The organism is Actinomadura madurae, assembly GCF_047130825.1.
Taxonomy (GTDB): Bacteria; Actinomycetota; Actinomycetes; order Streptosporangiales; family Streptosporangiaceae; genus Spirillospora; species Spirillospora madurae.
In genome coordinates this window covers 3,694,345-3,712,106 of record NZ_CP083237.1, presented here as the reverse complement: position 1 = coordinate 3,712,106, position 17,762 = coordinate 3,694,345, and the positions used below count along the sequence as shown (strand labels likewise).

At 72.0% G+C, this 17,762-nt stretch carries 17 protein-coding genes; 12 read left to right on the top strand and 5 right to left on the bottom strand.

The genetic code is table 11. The annotated features are described in order from the left end of the window. Positions 1 to 85 precede the first annotated feature (85 nt). Positions 86 to 1,309: a phospholipase D-like domain-containing protein gene (locus K8Z49_RS16750; protein ID WP_412519583.1), complete on the top strand. Its 1,224-nt coding sequence runs from the start codon at positions 86 to 88 to the stop codon at positions 1,307 to 1,309. A 41-nt stretch (positions 1,310 to 1,350) separates the two neighbouring features. Here K8Z49_RS16750 and K8Z49_RS16745 read toward each other — a convergent pair whose 3' ends face one another. After that, entirely contained in the window at positions 1,351 to 1,737 is a 387-nt protein-coding gene (locus K8Z49_RS16745; protein WP_075024816.1) for a YkvA family protein, read from the bottom strand. Between the two features lie 150 nt (positions 1,738 to 1,887). Between K8Z49_RS16745 and K8Z49_RS16740 the strand changes: the two genes are divergently transcribed. Further along, positions 1,888 to 3,147 (top strand): acyl-CoA dehydrogenase family protein, encoded by a 1,260-nt coding sequence (locus K8Z49_RS16740; protein WP_111829941.1) that lies wholly within the window; start codon positions 1,888 to 1,890, stop codon positions 3,145 to 3,147. A 31-nt stretch (positions 3,148 to 3,178) separates the two neighbouring features. Here K8Z49_RS16740 and K8Z49_RS16735 read toward each other — a convergent pair whose 3' ends face one another. Then, positions 3,179 to 3,892, bottom strand: a complete 714-nt coding sequence (locus K8Z49_RS16735; protein ID WP_021593789.1) for an HD domain-containing protein — start codon at positions 3,890 to 3,892, stop codon at positions 3,179 to 3,181. Between the two features lie 131 nt (positions 3,893 to 4,023). On the opposite strand from K8Z49_RS16735, the gene K8Z49_RS16730 reads away from it, so the two are divergent. The 4 genes from K8Z49_RS16730 to K8Z49_RS16715 all read left to right on the top strand — a co-directional run bounded on the left by K8Z49_RS16730 (position 4,024) and on the right by K8Z49_RS16715 (position 7,523). Continuing rightward, positions 4,024 to 4,878 carry an alpha/beta fold hydrolase gene (locus K8Z49_RS16730; protein ID WP_412519580.1) on the top strand — a complete coding sequence of 285 codons (855 nt, stop codon included), beginning with the start codon at positions 4,024 to 4,026 and terminating at the stop codon, positions 4,876 to 4,878. Between the two features lie 106 nt (positions 4,879 to 4,984). Beyond that, positions 4,985 to 5,737 carry an SDR family oxidoreductase gene (locus K8Z49_RS16725; RefSeq protein ID WP_021593791.1) on the top strand — a complete coding sequence of 251 codons (753 nt, stop codon included), beginning with the start codon at positions 4,985 to 4,987 and terminating at the stop codon, positions 5,735 to 5,737. A 63-nt stretch (positions 5,738 to 5,800) separates the two neighbouring features. Beyond that, positions 5,801 to 6,526, top strand: coding sequence for an alpha/beta fold hydrolase (locus tag K8Z49_RS16720; protein WP_021593792.1), 726 nt, complete (start codon positions 5,801 to 5,803; stop codon positions 6,524 to 6,526). 70 nt (positions 6,527 to 6,596) lie between these two features. Next, a complete protein-coding gene (locus K8Z49_RS16715) occupies positions 6,597 to 7,523 on the top strand; it encodes an RNA polymerase sigma-70 factor (protein ID WP_021593793.1) in 927 nt (308 codons plus the stop codon). 46 nt (positions 7,524 to 7,569) lie between these two features. Here K8Z49_RS16715 and K8Z49_RS16710 read toward each other — a convergent pair whose 3' ends face one another. Then, complete coding sequence (locus K8Z49_RS16710) at positions 7,570 to 8,967, bottom strand: SLC13 family permease (protein ID WP_250357271.1); 1,398 nt, start codon at positions 8,965 to 8,967, stop codon at positions 7,570 to 7,572. A 17-nt stretch (positions 8,968 to 8,984) separates the two neighbouring features. Then, positions 8,985 to 10,172 carry a CaiB/BaiF CoA transferase family protein gene (locus K8Z49_RS16705; protein ID WP_021593795.1) on the bottom strand — a complete coding sequence of 396 codons (1,188 nt, stop codon included), beginning with the start codon at positions 10,170 to 10,172 and terminating at the stop codon, positions 8,985 to 8,987. Positions 10,173 to 10,304: 132 nt separating this feature from the next. On the opposite strand from K8Z49_RS16705, the gene K8Z49_RS16700 reads away from it, so the two are divergent. Next, positions 10,305 to 11,249, top strand: coding sequence for a LysR family transcriptional regulator (locus tag K8Z49_RS16700; RefSeq protein ID WP_075024819.1), 945 nt, complete (start codon positions 10,305 to 10,307; stop codon positions 11,247 to 11,249). A gap of 50 nt (positions 11,250 to 11,299) precedes the next feature. Here K8Z49_RS16700 and K8Z49_RS16695 read toward each other — a convergent pair whose 3' ends face one another. Then, entirely contained in the window at positions 11,300 to 12,685 is a 1,386-nt protein-coding gene (locus K8Z49_RS16695; RefSeq protein WP_412519576.1) for a tannase/feruloyl esterase family alpha/beta hydrolase, read from the bottom strand. 354 nt (positions 12,686 to 13,039) lie between these two features. On the opposite strand from K8Z49_RS16695, the gene K8Z49_RS16690 reads away from it, so the two are divergent. Genes K8Z49_RS16690 through K8Z49_RS16670 form a run of 5 tightly spaced genes read left to right on the top strand, consistent with a single transcriptional unit; the run spans position 13,040 to position 17,731 of the window. Beyond that, on the top strand, positions 13,040 to 13,888 hold the full coding sequence (locus tag K8Z49_RS16690) for an ABC transporter ATP-binding protein (protein ID WP_083598553.1): 849 nt from the start codon (positions 13,040 to 13,042) through the stop codon (positions 13,886 to 13,888). Continuing rightward, positions 13,875 to 14,576 carry an ABC transporter ATP-binding protein gene (locus K8Z49_RS16685; protein WP_021593799.1) on the top strand — a complete coding sequence of 234 codons (702 nt, stop codon included), beginning with the start codon at positions 13,875 to 13,877 and terminating at the stop codon, positions 14,574 to 14,576. Before K8Z49_RS16690 ends, K8Z49_RS16685 begins: the two co-directional genes overlap by 14 nt. 37 nt (positions 14,577 to 14,613) lie before the next feature. Next, positions 14,614 to 15,855, top strand: coding sequence for an ABC transporter substrate-binding protein (locus tag K8Z49_RS16680; RefSeq protein ID WP_021593800.1), 1,242 nt, complete (start codon positions 14,614 to 14,616; stop codon positions 15,853 to 15,855). 11 nt (positions 15,856 to 15,866) lie between these two features. Beyond that, positions 15,867 to 16,730, top strand: coding sequence for a branched-chain amino acid ABC transporter permease (locus K8Z49_RS16675; RefSeq protein WP_111829747.1), 864 nt, complete (start codon positions 15,867 to 15,869; stop codon positions 16,728 to 16,730). Continuing rightward, positions 16,727 to 17,731 (top strand): branched-chain amino acid ABC transporter permease, encoded by a 1,005-nt coding sequence (locus K8Z49_RS16670; RefSeq protein ID WP_412519151.1) that lies wholly within the window; start codon positions 16,727 to 16,729, stop codon positions 17,729 to 17,731. Before K8Z49_RS16675 ends, K8Z49_RS16670 begins: the two co-directional genes overlap by 4 nt. Positions 17,732 to 17,762: the final 31 nt, after the last annotated feature.

The following is a 17,762-nucleotide window of genomic DNA, read 5'->3' as shown; positions in this document are numbered from 1 at the left end:
CCGGACCGCCGTCCATCCGGGACGACCGCCGGAACGCCCCGCGAGCCAGAGGGAACCCCGCCAGAACAGGAAGGCAGACCCGCTCATGCGCTCCCGTGGTCTGACGCTCGGCGCCGCCGCGATCCTCGCGGCCACCGGCCTCACCGTCCCCGCGTCCGCCGCCGCCCCTCCGCGCGCCGGAACGGCCGCCATCACAGCCACCGCCACGTTCAACACCCCGGGCGGAACCGAGATCGTCGATCACCTCACCGACCTGGTCCAGAACGCCGACCGGGGTTCGACGATCATGTTCACCGCGTACCGGTTCGAGGAGGGGGGCATCGCCGACTCGCTGATCGACGCCGCGCGGTCGCGGGGGGTGAAGGTCAGGCTCCTGGTGGACGGCGGCGCGCCCGGCACCGAGAACCAGCAGTTCGCACGCGTCAAGCAGGCACTCGACGGCGACGGCGACGACGACACGTGGGCGCGCTACTGCCGGGACGCCGCCGGTGCGCCCGACCACCACTCCTGCCAGGGCACGGGCTCGATGCACAACAAGTTCGTGCTGTTCTCCAAGACCAAGGGGACCTCGAACGTGGTCTCGACCGGCTCGGCGAACCTGAACGGCACGTCCGGCCGCGCCGCCTGGAACAGCTGGTACACCCGCACGGGTGACGCGGCCCTCTTCCAGCGCTACGCCGGCTATTTCGCGGACATGGCGCGGATGCGGACTGACCTCGACTACTACAACACGAACCCGCCGGCGACCATCGGCGACATCAAGAGCTACTTCTACCCGCGCGAGCGCGTGGACGGCGACCTGTCCGCGAACGACACCGTCGTCCACACCCTGGAGGCGACCGGCTGCCCCGGGACGATCCGCATCGCCAACTGGTCCCTGACCAGGAGCGAGGTGGGCAAGGAGCTCGTCCGGAAGGCGAAGCAGGGCTGCACGGTCAGCATCGTCGCCCGCAAGATCCACGAGGCGGCCTGCACGCCGCTGGCCACCGCCGTCGAGGACGGTCTCCCGGTGCGGATGTGGTCGTACGAGCAGGGCGACGGCGAGGCCCCGAACTATGTGCACGCCAAGGACCTCCTGATCGAGGCGCCCTACCCGAACACCACGCGGGCCAAGGTCGTGTTCACCGGGACCGCCAACCTCAACCGGCCGTCCCTGGAGGCGAACGACGAGAACGTCATCAGGATCATGAACGACGACGCGACCTACACCGCGTTCGTGCGCAATCACGACCGGATCCTGGACCACGTCCAGAGCTCGGGGCAGGGCTTCGCCGTCAAGGGCGTCGCCGACTGCGACCGGGCCTGGTGATCGGGGGCCGTGCCCGCTGACGCCGCCGGCCCACGGCGGCGTCAGCGGGCGCGCCGCGCCGCCCGCGACCTGCGGGTGTACTCCTGGCCGAGCGCGACCAGCAGCCAGGTGAACGCGGTGGCGTCGTCGACGACGCCGACCGGCAGGAAGACGTCGGGGATCAGGTCGACCGGCGAGACGATGTAGACGACCGCGACGACCATGGCGACGATCTTGCCGGTGGACGTCCGGTAGTAGGCCTGTGCCGCGCCGCCCGGGCCGGCGCGGCGGCGCCCGCGCAGCCGCAGGATGCCGGCGACCAGCAGCACCGCGCCCGCGGCCATCGCGATCGCGCCGGCCACCGTGAGGTCGACGCCGGCGAGGTCGCCGCTCGCGGTGAGCGCGGGGACGGCCCCCGCCACGACGAGGACGAGTCCGAGCCACACCATCGCGCACCTCCGGGGGGAGTCCTCTCGGGTATTGCCGCTCCGCGCCGTTCCACTCGCGCGCCGGCCGTCCGTCCTCACCGGCGCGACGGCGCCCTTGGCCGCGCGGGCGATCGGGTGTATTGGTGGTTGAACGATCGTTCAGGAGGATTTGTGGATTTTGCTCTGCCCGACGACCTGATCCGGCTCCTGGCCGACCTCGACGCCTTCATCGAGCGCGAGATCCTCCCGCTCCAGGCGCGGGACGACAACGAGCGCTTCTTCGACCACCGCCGCGAGTACGCGCGCACCGACTTCGAGAACGGCGGCGTCCCGCGTCCCGAGTGGGAGGAGCTGCTCGGCGAGATGTTCCGCCGCGCGGACGCCGCGGGCTGGCTGCGCTACGGGCTGCCCGAGGAGGTCGGCGGCTCCGGTGGGACGAACCTGGATATGGCGGTGATACGCGAGCATCTCGCCCACCGGGGGCTCGGGCTCCACAACGATCTCCAGAACGAGTCGTCGGTCGTGGGGAACTTCCCGTTCGTCCACATGCTGCTGGAGTACGGGACGCCGGAGCAGAAGGAGGAGTTCCTGGAGCCGATGCTGGCCCGGGAGAAGCGGATCGGGTTCGGCCTCACCGAGCCCGACCACGGCAGCGACGCGACCTGGATGGAGACCACGGCCGTCCGGGACGGCGGCGACTGGGTCCTCAACGGGGCCAAACGCTTCAACTCCGGCATGCACTCGGCGACCCACGACGTGGTGTTCGCCCGGACGTCCGGCGAGCCCGGGGACGCGCGGGGCATCACGGCCTTCTTCGTGCCCGCCGACGCCGCGGGGTTCTCCGTCGACTTCCACTGGTGGACGCTGAACATGCCCACCGACCACGCCGAGGTCACCATCCGGGACGTGCGCGTGCCCGGCTCGGCGGTCTTCGGCGCCGAGGGCGGAGGGCTCGCCGTCGCACAGACGTTCGTGCACGAGAACCGCATCCGGCAGGCCGCGTCCGGTGTCGGCGCCGGGCAGTACTGCATCGACCGCAGCGTCGAGTACGCGCGCAAGCGGCTGACGTTCGGGCGGCCGCTGGCCACCCGGCAGGCGATCCAGTGGCCCCTGGTCGAGCTGCGGACCGAGGCGGAGATGCTGCGCGGCCTCGTCCGCAAGACGGCCTGGGAATTGGACCGGGTCCCGCACCTGGAGATCAGCGACCGGGTGTCGATGTGCAACTACCGGGCGAACCGGTTCGTGTGCGAGGCGGCCGACCGGGCGATGCAGGTGCACGGCGGCCTCGGCTACACCCGCCACACCCCGTTCGAGCACATCTACCGGCACCACCGCCGCTACCGGATCACCGAGGGGGCCGAGGAGGTCCAGATGCGGAAGGTGGCCGGCTACCTGTTCGGGTTCGCCGGCCCCGGCAAGGTGAAGAACTGACGCGTGGCGCCCACTGTCGGGGCGGCCCGGGTCAGGCGGCGTGGCCCTGGAGGATGGCGGTGAAGCGCTCGTCGGCGCGGTCGAGCTGGCCGGTGATGTGCCGCTTGATCCGGTCGCGCAGCGGGGTGTCCGGGCGGTTGATCAGCTCCTTGAGCTCGGGGACGAGCGGCCGGTACTTGCGCGCGAGCTTGCGGACCTTGGGGCCGGTGGTGTGGATCAGGCCGACGCCGTTGTCGGTGAAGTCCGACGCCTTGATGATCCGCGCCGCGGGATGGCGGTCCAGGCTCGCGGTGACGTGGGCGCGGTACTGGGCGTGGACGTCGCCGTCGCGGTCGTAGGCCGGGTTGGTCACGGCGCGGACGAGGCCGGCGACGCGCGGGCCGAACCGCCCGGCGAGGACGTCCAGCGCCGCCCCGGCGGGATCGTCGTGCCCCTCGCCGGCCAGGTCGGCCGGGTGGTCCTCGACGGAGTCGTGCAGCAGGCAGGCGACGAGCAGGTCCACGTCGTCCACCTCGTAGTGGCACATCACGCGCAGCGTCACCCGGAGCAGGTGGTTCACCACCGGCTCGCGCGATCGGCGGTCCTGCCGGTGCAGGTCGCCGGCCAGGGCCAGCGCCGTGCTCAGCCGCCGCCAGTCCGGCTCCCGGAAGCGGAGGATCTCGCGGGCGAACCGGTCGCGGAGCCCCGCCTCGCCGTACACCTCGGTGATCGTGTGGAGCGGGAGTGTCTGCAGGTAACTGGGCACCGTGCTCCCTTCTCGCGGGAAGGTGCCCCTGTCCGGGAGCGTGCGTGCCGTTCCCGCGTGCACCTCGGACGCGCCCGCCGGCGGTCCGGTTCCGCCGATGAGTTTCCGGGTCGGCGCAGGTCAGTACGGCCATGAACACTCACAAGCTCCAGACGGCCGGGGCCGAGATCGTCTACGACGTCCACGGCCCCGAGGACGTGCGCCCGCCGCTCGTCATGATCGGCCAGCCCATGGACGCCACCGGATTCCGCGCGCTCGCCTCGCACTTCCCCGATCGCACCGTGGTCGCCTACGACCCGCGCGGCCTCGGCCGCAGCACGCGCGCGGACGGCCGGGACGACCATGTGCCCGAGACCCAGGCCGCCGACGTGCACGCGCTCATCGAGGCGCTCGGCGCGGGTCCGGTCGAGATGTTCGCGAGCAGCGGCGGCGCGGTGACCGCGCTCGCCCTGGTGGCGGCGCACCCCGAGGACGTGACCGTCCTGGTGGCGCACGAGCCGCCCCTCATCCCGGTGCTCCCCGACGCCGAGGCCGCCGAACGCGCCCGCGCCGGCGTCCGCGACGCCTACGAGGGCGGGGGCTGGGGTGCCGGAATGGCGGCCTTCATCGCGATGACGTCGTGGCGGGGCGAGTTCACCGACGCCTACTTCGAGCAGCCCGCGCCCGACCCCGCCGCGTTCGGGATGCTGGCCGAGGACGACGGCTCGCGCGACGATCCGCTGCTCTCCGACCGGTCGTGGGCGGTCAGCGACCACCGGCCCGATGCCGGGGCCCTCGCCGCGGCGCCCACGCGGATCGTGATCGCGGTGGGCGAGGAGTCCGAGGGCGTCTTCACCGGGCGCACGTCGGTGGCGATGGCCGAGCTGCTCGGCCAGCGGGCGGAGGTGTTCCCGAGCCACCACGGCGGGTTCCTCGACGGCGAGTTCGGCTACGCCGGGCAGCCCGAGGCGTTCGCGCGCAGGCTTCGCGGGGTCCTCGGCGGCTGACCGATCTCTGGAGAGATCTCCCGAACCTGTCACAGGCGGAGGAGGTGCCCGGTCATAGCTGGCGACCGGGCGGCGACGGAGGCCCCCGGCGGACGGGAGGTCTCTCATGAAGATCGTGGTCATCGGCGGTACCGGCATGATCGGCTCCAAGCTCGTGGCGCGGCTCGGCGAGCACGGCCACGAGGCGGTCGCGGCCGCGCCGAACACCGGCGTCAACGCGCTCACCGGCGAGGGGCTGGCCGGGGCGCTGGACGGCGCGTCGGTGGTGATCGACGTGTCCAACTCGCCGTCCTTCGAGGACGCCGCGGTGCTGGAGTTCTTCGAGACCTCGACCGGCAACCTGCTGGCCGCGGAGGAGGCGGCCGGGGTCGGCCACCACGTCGCGCTGTCGGTGGTCGGCACCGGGCGGCGGCCCGACATCGGCTACTTCCGGGCGAAGGTCGCCCAGGAGGAGCTGATCAAGGACTCGCCGATCCCGTTCTCGATCGTGCACGCGACGCAGTTCTTCGAGTTCGCCCGCCGGATCGCGGACGAGGCCACGGACGGCGACGCGGTGCGGATGCCGCCGGTGCTCTTCCAGCCCATGGCGGGCGACGAGGTGGCCCAGAACGTCGGCAGGGTGGCGGTGGGCTCGCCGCTGAACGGCGCGGTCGAGATCGGCGGCCCCGAGCGGTTCCGGATGGACGAGTTCTTCCGGGACGCCCTGACGGCGTGGGACGACCCGCGCCGGATCGTCACCGACCCGCACGCGCACTACTTCGGCGCCGAGATGCGGGAGGGCGACCTCGTGCCGGGCGACGGCGCGACGCTCGGCGAGATCAAGTACGCCGACTGGCTGGCGAGCGGCGCCGGCAGGTAGCGCGGCCCGCCCGGACGGCGCCCGGAGGACGTCCGGGCGGAACGACACCGAAGGGAAGAAGCCATGAGCAGCACCGAACGGCCCACCGTCGTCCTGGTCCACGGGGCCTTCGCCGAGTCGGCGAGCTGGAACCGCGTCATCGCGGGCCTGCACGACCGCGGCCTGCCCGCCGTCGCCGTCGCCAACCCGCTGCGCGGCCTGGCCGGGGACGCCGCCTACGTGCGCGACGTGATCGACGGCATCGGCCGGCCGGTCGTCCTCGTCGGCCACTCCTACGGCGGCATGGTGATCACCGAGGCGGCGGCGGGCCTGGAGGCCGTGCGCTCGCTGGTCTACGTCGCGGCGTTCGCCCCGGACCCCGGCGAGAGCGCGCTGCTGCTGTCCGGCAAGTTCGAGGGCAGCACCCTGGCGAGCGCGCTGGTCGCGTACCCGGTGTCCACGGGGGGCAACGAGGTCCGGATCGCCGACGACAAGTACCACCGGCAGTTCTGCGCCGATGTGGACGCCGGCGAGGCGGCCCTCATGGCGTCGACCCAGCGCCCGGTCACCGAGCGCGCGCTGACCGACGGGCTCGGCACGAGCGAGCCGGCGTGGAGCACCAGGCCGTCGTGGTTCGTCATCGGCGAGGGCGACCTCAACATCCCCGCGGCGGCGGTGCGGTTCATGGCCGAACGCGCCTCCTCGCGCGGAACCCGGGAGATCCCCGGCGGCTCGCACGCGATCGCGGTGTCCCGGCCCGACGCCGTGGTCGCGAGCATCCTCGACGCCGTCGGGGACGAGGCAGGCTGAGCCCCGAGCCGTCGTCCGGGAGGGCCCGGTGCCCTGCCGGGAGCCGTTCGCGGGTAGGAGAGGATCGGAGGTGTCCGGCTACCAGCGAGACGGGGGGATCATCGTGGGGGGCATCGGGCCGGCAGAACGGGACGATCTCGGCGAGGCCGCGGCGGTGTTCGCCGGCGTGCGGCCGCGCCTGTTCGGCATCGCGTACCGGATGCTGGGCAGCGCCACCGAGGCCGAGGACCTGGTGCAGGACGTCTGGCTGCGCTGGCAGACCACCGACCGCGGCACCGTGGCCGAGCCCGCCGCGTTCCTTGCGACGGCGACCACCCGGCTCGCGATCAACGTGCTGCGGTCGGCGCGGGTCCGCCGCGAGACCTATGTCGGCCCCTGGCTGCCCGAGCCCGTCGACACCGGCGCCGACCCGCACCTCGGCGCCGAGCGCGGGGAGGCCCTCAGCCTGGCGATCCTGTTCCTTCTGGAGAAGCTCTCGCCCACCGAGCGCGCGGCCTACGTCCTGCGGGAGGCGTTCGACTACCCCTATCCGCAGATCGCCGAGATCGTCCAGGTCAGCGACGTCGCGGTCCGGCAGCTCGTCAGCCGGGCCCGCAAGCACCTGCGGTCCGAGCGGCGGGCCCCGGTGACCGGGGCCGAGCGGCGGCGGCTGCTGACCGCCTTCGTCGCCGCCGCCCGCACCGGGGACCTCACCGCCCTGGAGGCGATCCTCGCGGCGGACGTGATCAGCTACTCCGACGGCGGCGGCGCCGTCCGGGCCTCGCGCTTCCCCGTGGTGGGGGCGTTCCGCGTCGCCAAGTACGTCCGGGCCTTCGCGGACCGGTTCTGGGACGGGGTCGACGTCCAGTGGGCCCACGTGAACGGGCAGGAGGCCGCCCTGCTCCACCGGGAGGGCGAGCTGTTCACCGTCCTCGCCGTCGACGCCTCCGGCCCGCGCATCGACCGGGTCCTGTGGATGATGAATCCCGCCAAGATCACGGCGGCGTCCGCCGGGTGAGCCGGCCGGCCGGGGCCCGCGGCGCCGGCGCCGCGGGCCCCGGCGCTCACCACCAGCCGAAGGCGAGCCAGGTGAGGAACGGCGCGATGGGGATCGAGACGAGCCCGTAGATGAGCAGCTGGCGGAACAGCCGGGGCCGCGCCGAGGGTTCGGCGGCTCCGAGGATCAGGCCGCCGGTGATGCCGAGCGGGTTGATGTCGACCAGCACCGACGCCAGCGCGAGCGCGAGGACCCCGCCGACCGGGGAGACGCCGTCGGCGACCAGCGGCGGCAGCAGCGGCATCGTGGTCACGAACACCGCGATGGAGCTGGCGGCGAACGAGGTGACCCCGGCGATGTAGCAGAGCACCAGCAGGCTGAGCAGGGGCGAGCCGTCCACCCTGAGCATGTCGCTGATCTGCTTGAACGCGCCCAGGTGCTGCATCAGGCCGACGTAGGTCAGCAGCCCGCCGATCAGCAGCACCACGTTCCACGGGATCCGGGAGACGATCTCGCCGGACGGCAGCCGGAACGCCAGCTGCAGGAGCAGCGCCGCGGTGACGCCGAGGTAGCCGACGTGCATGTCCCAGCCGACGGAGAGGACGACGACCGCGAGCAGGGCGCCGATCGTGAGGGCGCGGACGCCGGGGGGCTGATCGGCCGTCTCCGCCGGCGGGGTGGAGACGACCGTCGCCGTCCCGCCCTTGGCGGTGGAGACCGGCGCCGCCCCCGGAGCCTCCGATCCGCCGCCGCCGGATCCGCCGCCGCCCGGTGCGGGGTCGTCCGGGGCGAGGTCGTCCGGTGCGGTGCCCTCCGGGGTGGCGGGACGGGGCGCGCCGGAGATCCGGCCGGGCGGGACGGCGCCCGTCCGGGTGCCGACGACCAGCAGGGCCGTGCACACGACCAGCCCGGTGACCAGGCCGCCGAGCAGGAAGGTCACCGGTGCCGAGCCGGGCAGCCCGAGGCCCTGCTTCTCGCTCAGCTCGCGCGCCGTGACGCCGTAGACGGCGAGCGGCGAGAGCAGCCCGCTGATGATCCCGGTGACGCCGAGGACGGCCGCGATCAGCGGCGAGATCCGGTAGCGCGCGGCGAAGCCGAGCGCGATCGGCGAGACGATGGCGGTCGCCGCGGCCGGCAGGGTGCCGACCGCGGTGAGCACCGCGCCGATCACGAACGGGACCAGCACGATCAGCACCAGCCGGCCGCGGACCAGCCGCAGCAGCAGGTCGAGCAGCCAGTCGAGGGTCCCGTTCAGATGCGCGACGGCGAACAGTGCCGTCACCCCGACGATCAGCACGAAGAAGTCGGCCGGGAAGAAGCCCGTCACGTCGTCGGTGGCGACATCGGCGGCGAGGCCGATCAGGAACGCGGCCGCGAGGGCGCCCAGCCCGAGGTCGAACGCGGGGATCAGGGTCGCCGCGAAGAGGGCGACCAGGATGATGATGGACAGGGTTGCCATGCTCATGGGCGGTTCTTTCTCGGTCAGACCACGCCGCGGTGGCGCAGGTCGTCGATCTCCGGGTCCCCGAGCCCGGCGAGGTCTCGCAGTACCTCGGCGGTGTGCTCGCCGAGGGCCGGCGCCGTGCGGCCGATCGTGCCGCCGAAGCCGGAGAAGCGGCCGGCCGGCGCCTGCATGAGGTGCCGGCGCCCGGTGCGCTCGTCCCGTACCTCCACCACCGACCCGCGGGCGCGGATGTGCGGGTCGGCGCAGATGTCCGCCGCCGAGTTCACCGGTCCGGCGGCCACCCCGGCGTCGTCGAGCAGCGCCATCAGCGGGTCGAGGTCGTGGGCCGCGACGAAGGCGGCGACCCGCGCCTCGATCTCCTCGCGGTGCTCCAGCCGGGCGGTCATGGTGTCGTGGACGGCGAGGTCCGCGGCGTCCATGACCTTGATCAGCCGGCGCCACATCTGCTCGGTCGAGGCGGGCAGGGCCAGCCACCGGCCGTCGCGGGTCCGGTAGAGGCTGTTGGGGCTGATGTGGGGGTTCTGGTTGCCCTGGCGCTCGCGGTTCTCCCCGGTCGCGCCGTACTCGACGACGAAGTCCTCCATCATCCGCAGCAGCGGCTCGTAGAGGGGGATGTCGGCGAGCTGGGCCTCGCCGGTGAGGTCCCGCTGGCGCAGCGCGAGCATGGCCGCGAACGCGGCGTAGATGCCGGTGACGCCGTCGGCCACCGGGTATCCGGCGAAGACCGGCGGCCGCTCCGGGTCGCCCGTGCGGTAGGTCAGGCCCGCGAAGGCCTCCGCGACGCGGGCGAAGCCGGGGCGGTCGGCGTAGGGGCCGGTGCGCCCGAACGCGCTCACGTGCACCATGACCAGGTCGGGCCGGTACGCCCGGAGGTCGTCGAAGTCGATGCGGAACCGCCGCAGCGTCGCCGGGCGGAAGTTGGTCACGACGATGTCCGCGGACGCGGCCAGCCGGCCGACGAGGGCGGCGGCCTCGGCGTGGTGCAGGTCGATCGTGACGCTCCGCTTGGCGCGCGCCAGCATCGACCAGGCCGCCGACTCGCCGTCCTCCAGCGGCGGGTACCGGCGCGCCGGGTCGCCGTCGGCGGGATGCTCGATCTTGATCACCTCGGCGCCGAACTCGCCGAGCAGCGAGGACGCCAGGGGGCCGGCCAGGATCGTCGAGACGTCCAGGACGCGCACTCCGCTCAGCGGACCGTCGGGCACTGGGGATTCCTTTCACGTCGGCGGCATCGCCGGCCCGGAGATCGGGCTTACGTCAACATGCCCTGTCGCTGGGCTGCGGGGAAGACGTGATCAGAGCTCACGGGTGAAAGCTTTTACCTTTATAGTGGCCCGGTGCGGGTGGAGCGGGCGCGGTACTTCCTCGCCGCGATCGAGACCGGGTCGCTGCGCGCGGCGGCGGCGCGGTGCGGCGTGAGCCAGCCCACCATCGGGCAGCAGATCGCGTTGCTGGAGGAGGAGCTCGACGTCGTCCTGCTCACCCGCAGCAGGCACGGCGTGCGTCCGACGGCGGCCGGCCAGGCCCTGATCGAGCCGCTCGGACGGCTCGTGGCGGCCGAGGACGCGGTGCGCGAGTCGGCCATGGAGTCCGGCGCCGCCTACCACGGCCGGGTCCGGATCGGCGGCGTCTCGGTGACCGCGGAGACGATCATCGCGCCGGTGGTCGGCCGGCTGCGGGAGCGGCACCCGGGGCTGCGGTTCACCGTCCACGAGGGCGCCTCGGCCGCCATCGAGGCCGCGGTGCTCGACGGGACGCTGGACTTCGGGGTGGTCACCACGCCGGTGAGCCCGGCCGCCCCGGGGCTGCGCCGGATCCCGCTCGTGTCCGCCGCCGTCGGGGTCTGGGTGCGGACCGACCACCCGCTGGCCGGACGCGACCACGTCCACTGGCGCGACCTGGAGACCTGGCCCATCGTCACCATGCGCGCGGGCACGGTCCTGTGGGAGATGCTGCACCGGCACATGGCCGATCCCGACGTCGTCGTCCAGGCCATGTCGGCGCGCACCGTGAAGGTGATGGTCGGCCGGGGGGCCGGGCTCGGCATCCTCGCCCGCTTCGACACGTCGGCGGACATCACCGAGCTGGTCTGGCTCCCCGTGCGCGACGCGCCGCCCGTCCAGCTGTGCCTGACGCAGCGGCGGGACGGGCGGCCGTCGCGGTCCGCCCTGATCGTCCGCCGGCTCATCCGCGCCGAGGCCGACGGGCTGGCCGGACGGGAGTCCCCGCCACGGGAGGAAGGGCGGGGGGACGGCCCCGTCCGGCCGGACCGCGTACCCTGACGGGCCACCGGGTCCCGGCGGCCCGCCGGGCGCGTTCTCCCGCGCTCCGGTCAGCCGATGGCGCAGGTGTTGACCACGTCGCCGGAGGTCTGGCGGGGGATGGTGGCGCTGGGCGGGGGCGCCTGACCGCCACCCGGGCCCACCCAGCGTTCGAGGGCCTCGAAGGCCGTCCGCATGCAGGGGAGCAGCGGCCGCATCCTGCCGGGGAACAGGTCGTATTCGAGGTCGAGATGGGACGCGCCCTCGATCCGGTAGTAGCGGTGCAGCCCGCCCCGGCCCTGCGCACGGATCTTCCGGGCGTAGGCGTCGCCGTGGACCTTGATCGGAAGCAGGGTGTCCAGCGTGCCCTGCACCGTGATCATCGGCTTGCCGATGCGGCCGGTCATGCCCAGCCGCGCCACCGTCCGGTGGACGCTCCTCGGGCGCGAGTAGTAGCGGTAGTCGGTGTCGCAGTTCGGCGTGCCGCTCTCGCAGTACGGGATGCCCGCCTCCAGGTCGCCGTCGTAGGCCGGGTCGACCTCCTCACGGTAGATGCGCTGCGTGTTGTCCCAGATGAAGCGGTAGTTGAAGTCCCACAGGAACTCCGAGCCGGGGGCGAAGCCGGCCTTCAACATCGCGGCGTGCGCCTTCGGGTCGCCCGTCGCCGCGTAGGCGGGGTAGTTGCGCAGCGCCTCCGGCAGGTAGACCAGCGCGTTGTTCCCGTTGTCGCGCGGCCAGTACGTGCCTTCGGAGTCCACCCCGCCGTCGTACAACTCGGGGTGGTTCTCCAGGGCCCAGCGCACCATCTGGCCGCCGTTGGAGATGCCCGCGGCGTACGTCCTGGTCGGGCGCCTGCCGTAGTGGCGGGCCACCGTCGTCTTGGCGGCCACGGTGACCTGGATCATCCGCCGGTACCACTCCGCGACGGCGTCCCCCGGCCGCTTGCCGTCCCGGTAGAACTGGTTGCCGTTGCTGCCCTTGTCGGTCGAGGCGAAGGCGTACCCCTTCGACAGCACCCAGTCGGAGATGGTGAAGTCGTTGGCGTACTGGCGGCGGGTCCCCGGCGCCCCGGACACCACCAGCCCGCCGTTCCACCGCTTCGGAAGGCGGATCACGAACTGGGAGTCGTGGTTCCAACCGTGGGTGGTGTTGAACGAGGAGTCGTCGCGGAAGTACCCGTCGATCTGGATCCCCGGCACTCCGCTCGGGTTCCGGGTGGCCGCCGAGTGCAATCCCTCCCAGTCGGACTTGTCGGTGTGGCCCGAGGCGACCGTGCCGGCGGTGGTCAGGTCGTCCAGGCAGGCGGCGACCTGATGCACCGCGCCGGGGACGCGCACCCGGTTCATGTGGGCGCAGCGGGCGTCCGCGTGGGCGGACGGCACCGCGACGGCCAGCGGAACCGCCAGCAGCGACCCCAGCAGGGCCGGGAGAACGGGGGATCTGCGGAGGAACGGCATGAGCGGCTCCCTGGGGGTGGGAACGGGCTTCGTCGGTCAGTCGGTCAGACCCGTGGACTGCCATGCTGAACGACGGGCGGCGGGGCGAGCCACGTCGGCGAGCACACTGTTCACCGGAATCCTGTGGTGGCTCCGTCCATGAAGCCGCCGCCGGGTGCCCGCCGGACCTCCGGGAACGCCCAGCCAGGACGCCTTTTCTCCCGCCGATCGAGCGCGCGGTGTGCGCCGCCTCATATCAGGCCGCCCGAATGTGTGTCCAGGTCACCTGGTTCACCCCCCGGCCGCCGCCTAGCGTTCACGGTCACGGCGTCCCCGGTGTGGCCCGGGTCACGCCATGACGCGTGAGGAGGGCGCATGGGAGGTGGTCCCACGGAGGGCGGGCAGGGTGCCGCTCCGGAAGGCGCCGCTCCGGGCGGGGCCGCTCAGGATGGTGTCGCCCATGACGGGGCGGTCCCCGTCCTGACGGCGCGGGGGCTGGTCCGGGAGTTCCGCGGTTTCCGTGCCGTGGACGAGGTCGACCTGGACGTGGCCGAGGGCAGCGTGCACGCGCTGGTGGGCCCGAACGGCGCGGGCAAGACGACGCTGTTCAACCTGCTCACCGGGTTCCTGAAGCCGAGCGCGGGCAGCGTCCGGCTGGACGGGCACGAGCTGGCCGGGCGCAGCCCGGAGTCGATCACCCGGCTGGGGGTGGCGCGCTCGTTCCAGATCACCAGCCTGTTCGCCGAGCTGACCCCGCGCCGGCACCTGGAGCTGGCGCTGGCGAGCCCGACCGGCCTCGGCTGGCGGTTCTGGCGTTCGGACAAGGCGCTCAGCCGCTTCGCCGCGCGCGCCGGGGAACTGCTCGACGAGGCGGGGCTGTCCGGGCAGGGCGACGTCCCGGCGGGCTCGCTGTCGTACGGGAGCAAGCGGGCGCTGGAGCTGGCGCTCGCCCTGGCCCTGGACCCGAAGGTGCTGCTGCTCGACGAGCCGACCGCGGGCATGGGCGTCGAGGACGTCGACCGCACCATCGAGCTCGTCCGGAAGATCCGCGCCGGCCGCACGGTGGTGCTGGTCGAGCACAACATGAACGTGGTGGCGAGTCTCGCCGACCGGGTGACCGTCCTTCAGCACGGCAAGGTGCTGATCGAGGGTCCGTACGCGGAGATCCGCCACGACCCGCGGGTCGTCACCGCCTACCTGGGAGACTCCAATGCTGCGCATTGACGGACTGTCCGCCTGGTACGGCGAGGCCCAAGCCCTGCGCGAGGTGTCGCTGCACGTCGACCAGGGCGAGATCGTCACGCTGGTCGGCCGCAACGGCGCGGGCAAGACCACGCTGCTGCGCTGCCTGATGGGCCTGCACGGCGCCCACGGCAGGATCGCGGGCACGATCTCGCTGTCCGGCGCCGACATCACCGGCCGCGCCCCGCACGGGCTGGCCCGCCGCGGGCTCGGCTACGTCCCGGACGATCGCGGCATCTTCGCGTCGCTGTCGGTGGAGGAGAACCTCACGCTGCCGCCCGTGATGGGCCCCGATCCCTGGTCGCTGGAGCGCGTGTACGAGACGTTCCCGATGCTGCGGGAGCGGCGGCGGTTCCCCGGGACGAAGTTGTCGGGCGGTGAGCAGCAGATGCTCGCGCTGGCCCGGGTTTTGCGGACGGGTGCCCGGTTGCTGCTGTGCGACGAGCCCACCGAGGGCCTGTCCCCGCTGATCGTCCAGCGGATCGGAGAGATCCTCCGTGAGGTGAAGGAGGCGGGCGTGACCGTCCTGCTCATCGAGCAGAACGTGCACTTCGCCGCCACCGTCGCCGACCGTCACTATCTGCTCGCCGAGGGGCGGATCGTCGAGTCGCTGGACCGCGACCAGGTCCGCGAGCGAGAGCACGAGCTGCTCGACTACCTCGGAATCTGACCACGGCCGAGTTCTTGGAGATCAGAGGAGACGCGGAATGAGAGTCAAGGGGTGGAGCGGCGGCCTGGTGGCCGCGGGGCTGCTGCTGGCCGGGTGCGGAGGCGGGCCGGGCGGCGGCGGAGGGAAGATCAGTGACGACGGAGTGGTGCTGGCGGTCCTGAACGACGCGTCGGGCGTCTACGCCGACACCTCGGGCAGCAAGTCGGTCGAGGCGGTGAAGATGGCCGTCGCCGACTTCAAGGCCAAGTACGGCGACAAGGCGGTCACCGACAAGATCGAGGTGCTCTCCGCCGACCACCAGAACAAGCCGGAGATCGCCAACTCGAAGGCGCAGGAGCTCTACGACCGCCAGCACGCCGACGTGATCCTGGACGTGCCGACGTCCTCGGCCGCGTTCGCCGTCGCCACGATCGCCAAGAACAAGAAGAAGGTGTTCATCGACGTCGGTGCCGCCAGCACGGAGCTGGAGGGCAAGCAGTGCAACAAGTACACCTTCCACTACGGCTACAACAGCTACATGCTGGCCCACAGCACGGGTACCGAGGTGACGAAGGACGGCGGCAAGAACTGGTACATCGTCTACCCGGACTACGCGTTCGGCGAGGACATGCAGAGGACGTTCTCGACCGCCATCAAGGCCGCGGGCGGCAGCGTCGTGAAGAGCGACCCGACGCCGTTCCCCAACGACAACTTCTCCACGTTCCTGCTGAAGGCGCCGGGTCTGAAGCCGAAGCCGCAGGTGCTCGGGACGATGCAGGCGGGCGGTGACCTGGTCAACCTGGTGAAGCAGTACAACGAGTACAAGCTGCGCGACAAGGGCGTCAGCCTCGCCGTCGGGCTGCTGGTCATCAGCGACATCCACTCGCTCGGACCGGACGCGCTGGCCGGCACACGCTACACCGACATGTGGTACTGGAACCTCGACGCCAGGAGCCGCGCCTGGGCCGACAAGTTCCAGGCCAAGGTCGGTGTGCGGCCGACCTCCAACATGGCCGGCAACTACTCGGCCGCCCTGCAGTACCTGGAGGCCGTGCAGCGCGGCGGCACCGACAAGTCCGACGAGGTGGTCAAGCAGCTAGAGGGATACAAGTTCGACGACTTGTTCGCCCGCAACGCCACCATCCGCGCCCAGGACCACCTGCTGCTGCACGACGCGTACCTCGGGCAGGTGAAGCCGAAGAGCGAGGTCAAGGAGGAGTGGGACTACGTCAAGGTCCTCAAGACCGTTCCGGCGGCGGAGGCGTTCCAGCCGCAGCCGGACGCTGCCTGCAAGCTGTAGGCGGGCGCGACGTGCTGCAGCAGGCGTTCAACGGGTTGGTGGGTGGGGCGTTCTACGCCCTGCTCGCCCTCGGTCTGGCCGTGATTTTCGGGATGCTGGGTGTGGTGAACCTGGCGCATGGCGCGTTCTACATGCTGGGGGCGTTCGGGGCGTTCATCGCGCTGGATTCGTTCGGGTTGAACTTCTGGGTGTCCCTGATCCTGGTGCCGCCCCTACTCGGGGTGGCCGGGATCATCGTGGAACGGCTGTTCGTGCGGCGGTTGACGCCGCTGGATCCGCTGTACAACTTTCTGTTCACCTTCGGGCTGGCGCTGATTTTGCAGGATGTGATGAAGCGGCAGTACGGGGTGAACTCCCAGCCCTATCCGCGTCCGTCGCAGCTGGGCGGCACGCTCAATCTGGGGTTGTTCACCTATCCGGCCTATCAGGTGTTCGTGCTGGGGGTGTCGGTGCTGGTGTGCGGAGCGGTGTGGGTGGTGCTGACCCGGACCCGGGTGGGGATGATCGTGCGGGCGTCGACCGAGCGGCCCGAGCTGACGAGGGCGCTGGGGATCGATGTGGGGCGGTGGGTGACGCCGGTGTTCGGGTTCGGGATCGCGCTGGCGGCGTTGGCGGGGGTGTTGGCGGCGCCGATGCGGGCGGTGAACCCGCTGATGGGCGCCGATCTGATCATCACGGTGTTCGCGGTGGTGGTGATCGGGGGTCTGGGGTCGGTGTTCGGGTCGGTCGCCGCGGGGTTCGCGGTGGGGTTGCTGTCGGCGCTGGGCAACTACTACGTGCCCTCGCTGTCGCAGACGCTGGTGTTCATTTTGATGGCCGCGGTGCTGCTGTGGCGTCCCGCCGGGCTGTTTGGACGTGAGGAGGCGCTGCGATGATCCTGGCCAGGCTGGCCCGCTCGGGCCGGGCCGGACCCTTGCTGCTGGCGGTCGGGCTGGTGGCGGCGCTGGCGCTGCCGTGGATGATCTATCCGCCGGTGGCGTTGGACATCGTCTGCTGGGCGCTGTTCGCCGCCGCGGTCGACCTGCTGCTGGGGTTCACCGGGCTGCTGTCGTTCGGGCACGCGGCGTTTTGGGGCGGGTCGGCCTACTGCACCGGCCTGATCGCGCTGCACACCCCGCTGCCGTTCCCGGTCGCGATCGCCGGCGGCGCCGGCTTCGCAGCCCTTCTCGCGCTGCCGATCGGGTTCTTGTCGGTCCGGCTGACCGGGATCTACTTCGCCATGGTCACCCTGGCGTTCGCGCAGATGATGTACTTCGTGGCCAACCAATGGCGCGAGGTCACCGGCGGGGAGAACGGCCTGCAGGGCATCCCCAGAGAGTTCTTCGGCGTCGATCTGTCCGAGCCGTTCTACTTCTACTACGCCGGCCTGCCGTTCGTCCTGGCCGGACTCTGGGTCGCCTGGCGGATCGTGCGGTCACCCTTCGGGCGCGTGCTGGTGTCCATCCGCGACAACCCCGCCCGCGCCCGCGCCCTGGGCTATCCGGTCGACCGGTACCGGCTGCTGGCCTTCGTGCTGTCGGCCGGGCTGTCGGGCCTGGCCGGGGGCGTGTTCGCGGTCGGGCACGGCTTCGCCTCCCTGGAAGGGGTGTACTGGACCACCTCCGGGCAGGCGGTGATGATGGTCATCCTGGGCGGCATCGGCACCCTGTGGGGCGGCGCCATCGGCGCGGCCCTGGTCGTCCAACTCCAGGACTTTTTGGCCACCGCCGGATTCCAGGAAACCGGAATCGTCACCGGATCCATCTTCATCGTCATCGTCCTGCTGTTCCGCCGCGGCATCTGGGGCACCGCCCGCCACCTCCTGACCACCCGCCACCCACCCACACCCGACCAACCCGCACCCGAAACCAAAGAACCCGTCGACACCCCAGCCTGACCCGCGAACGCGCGGGTCAGGCCGGTCCTGA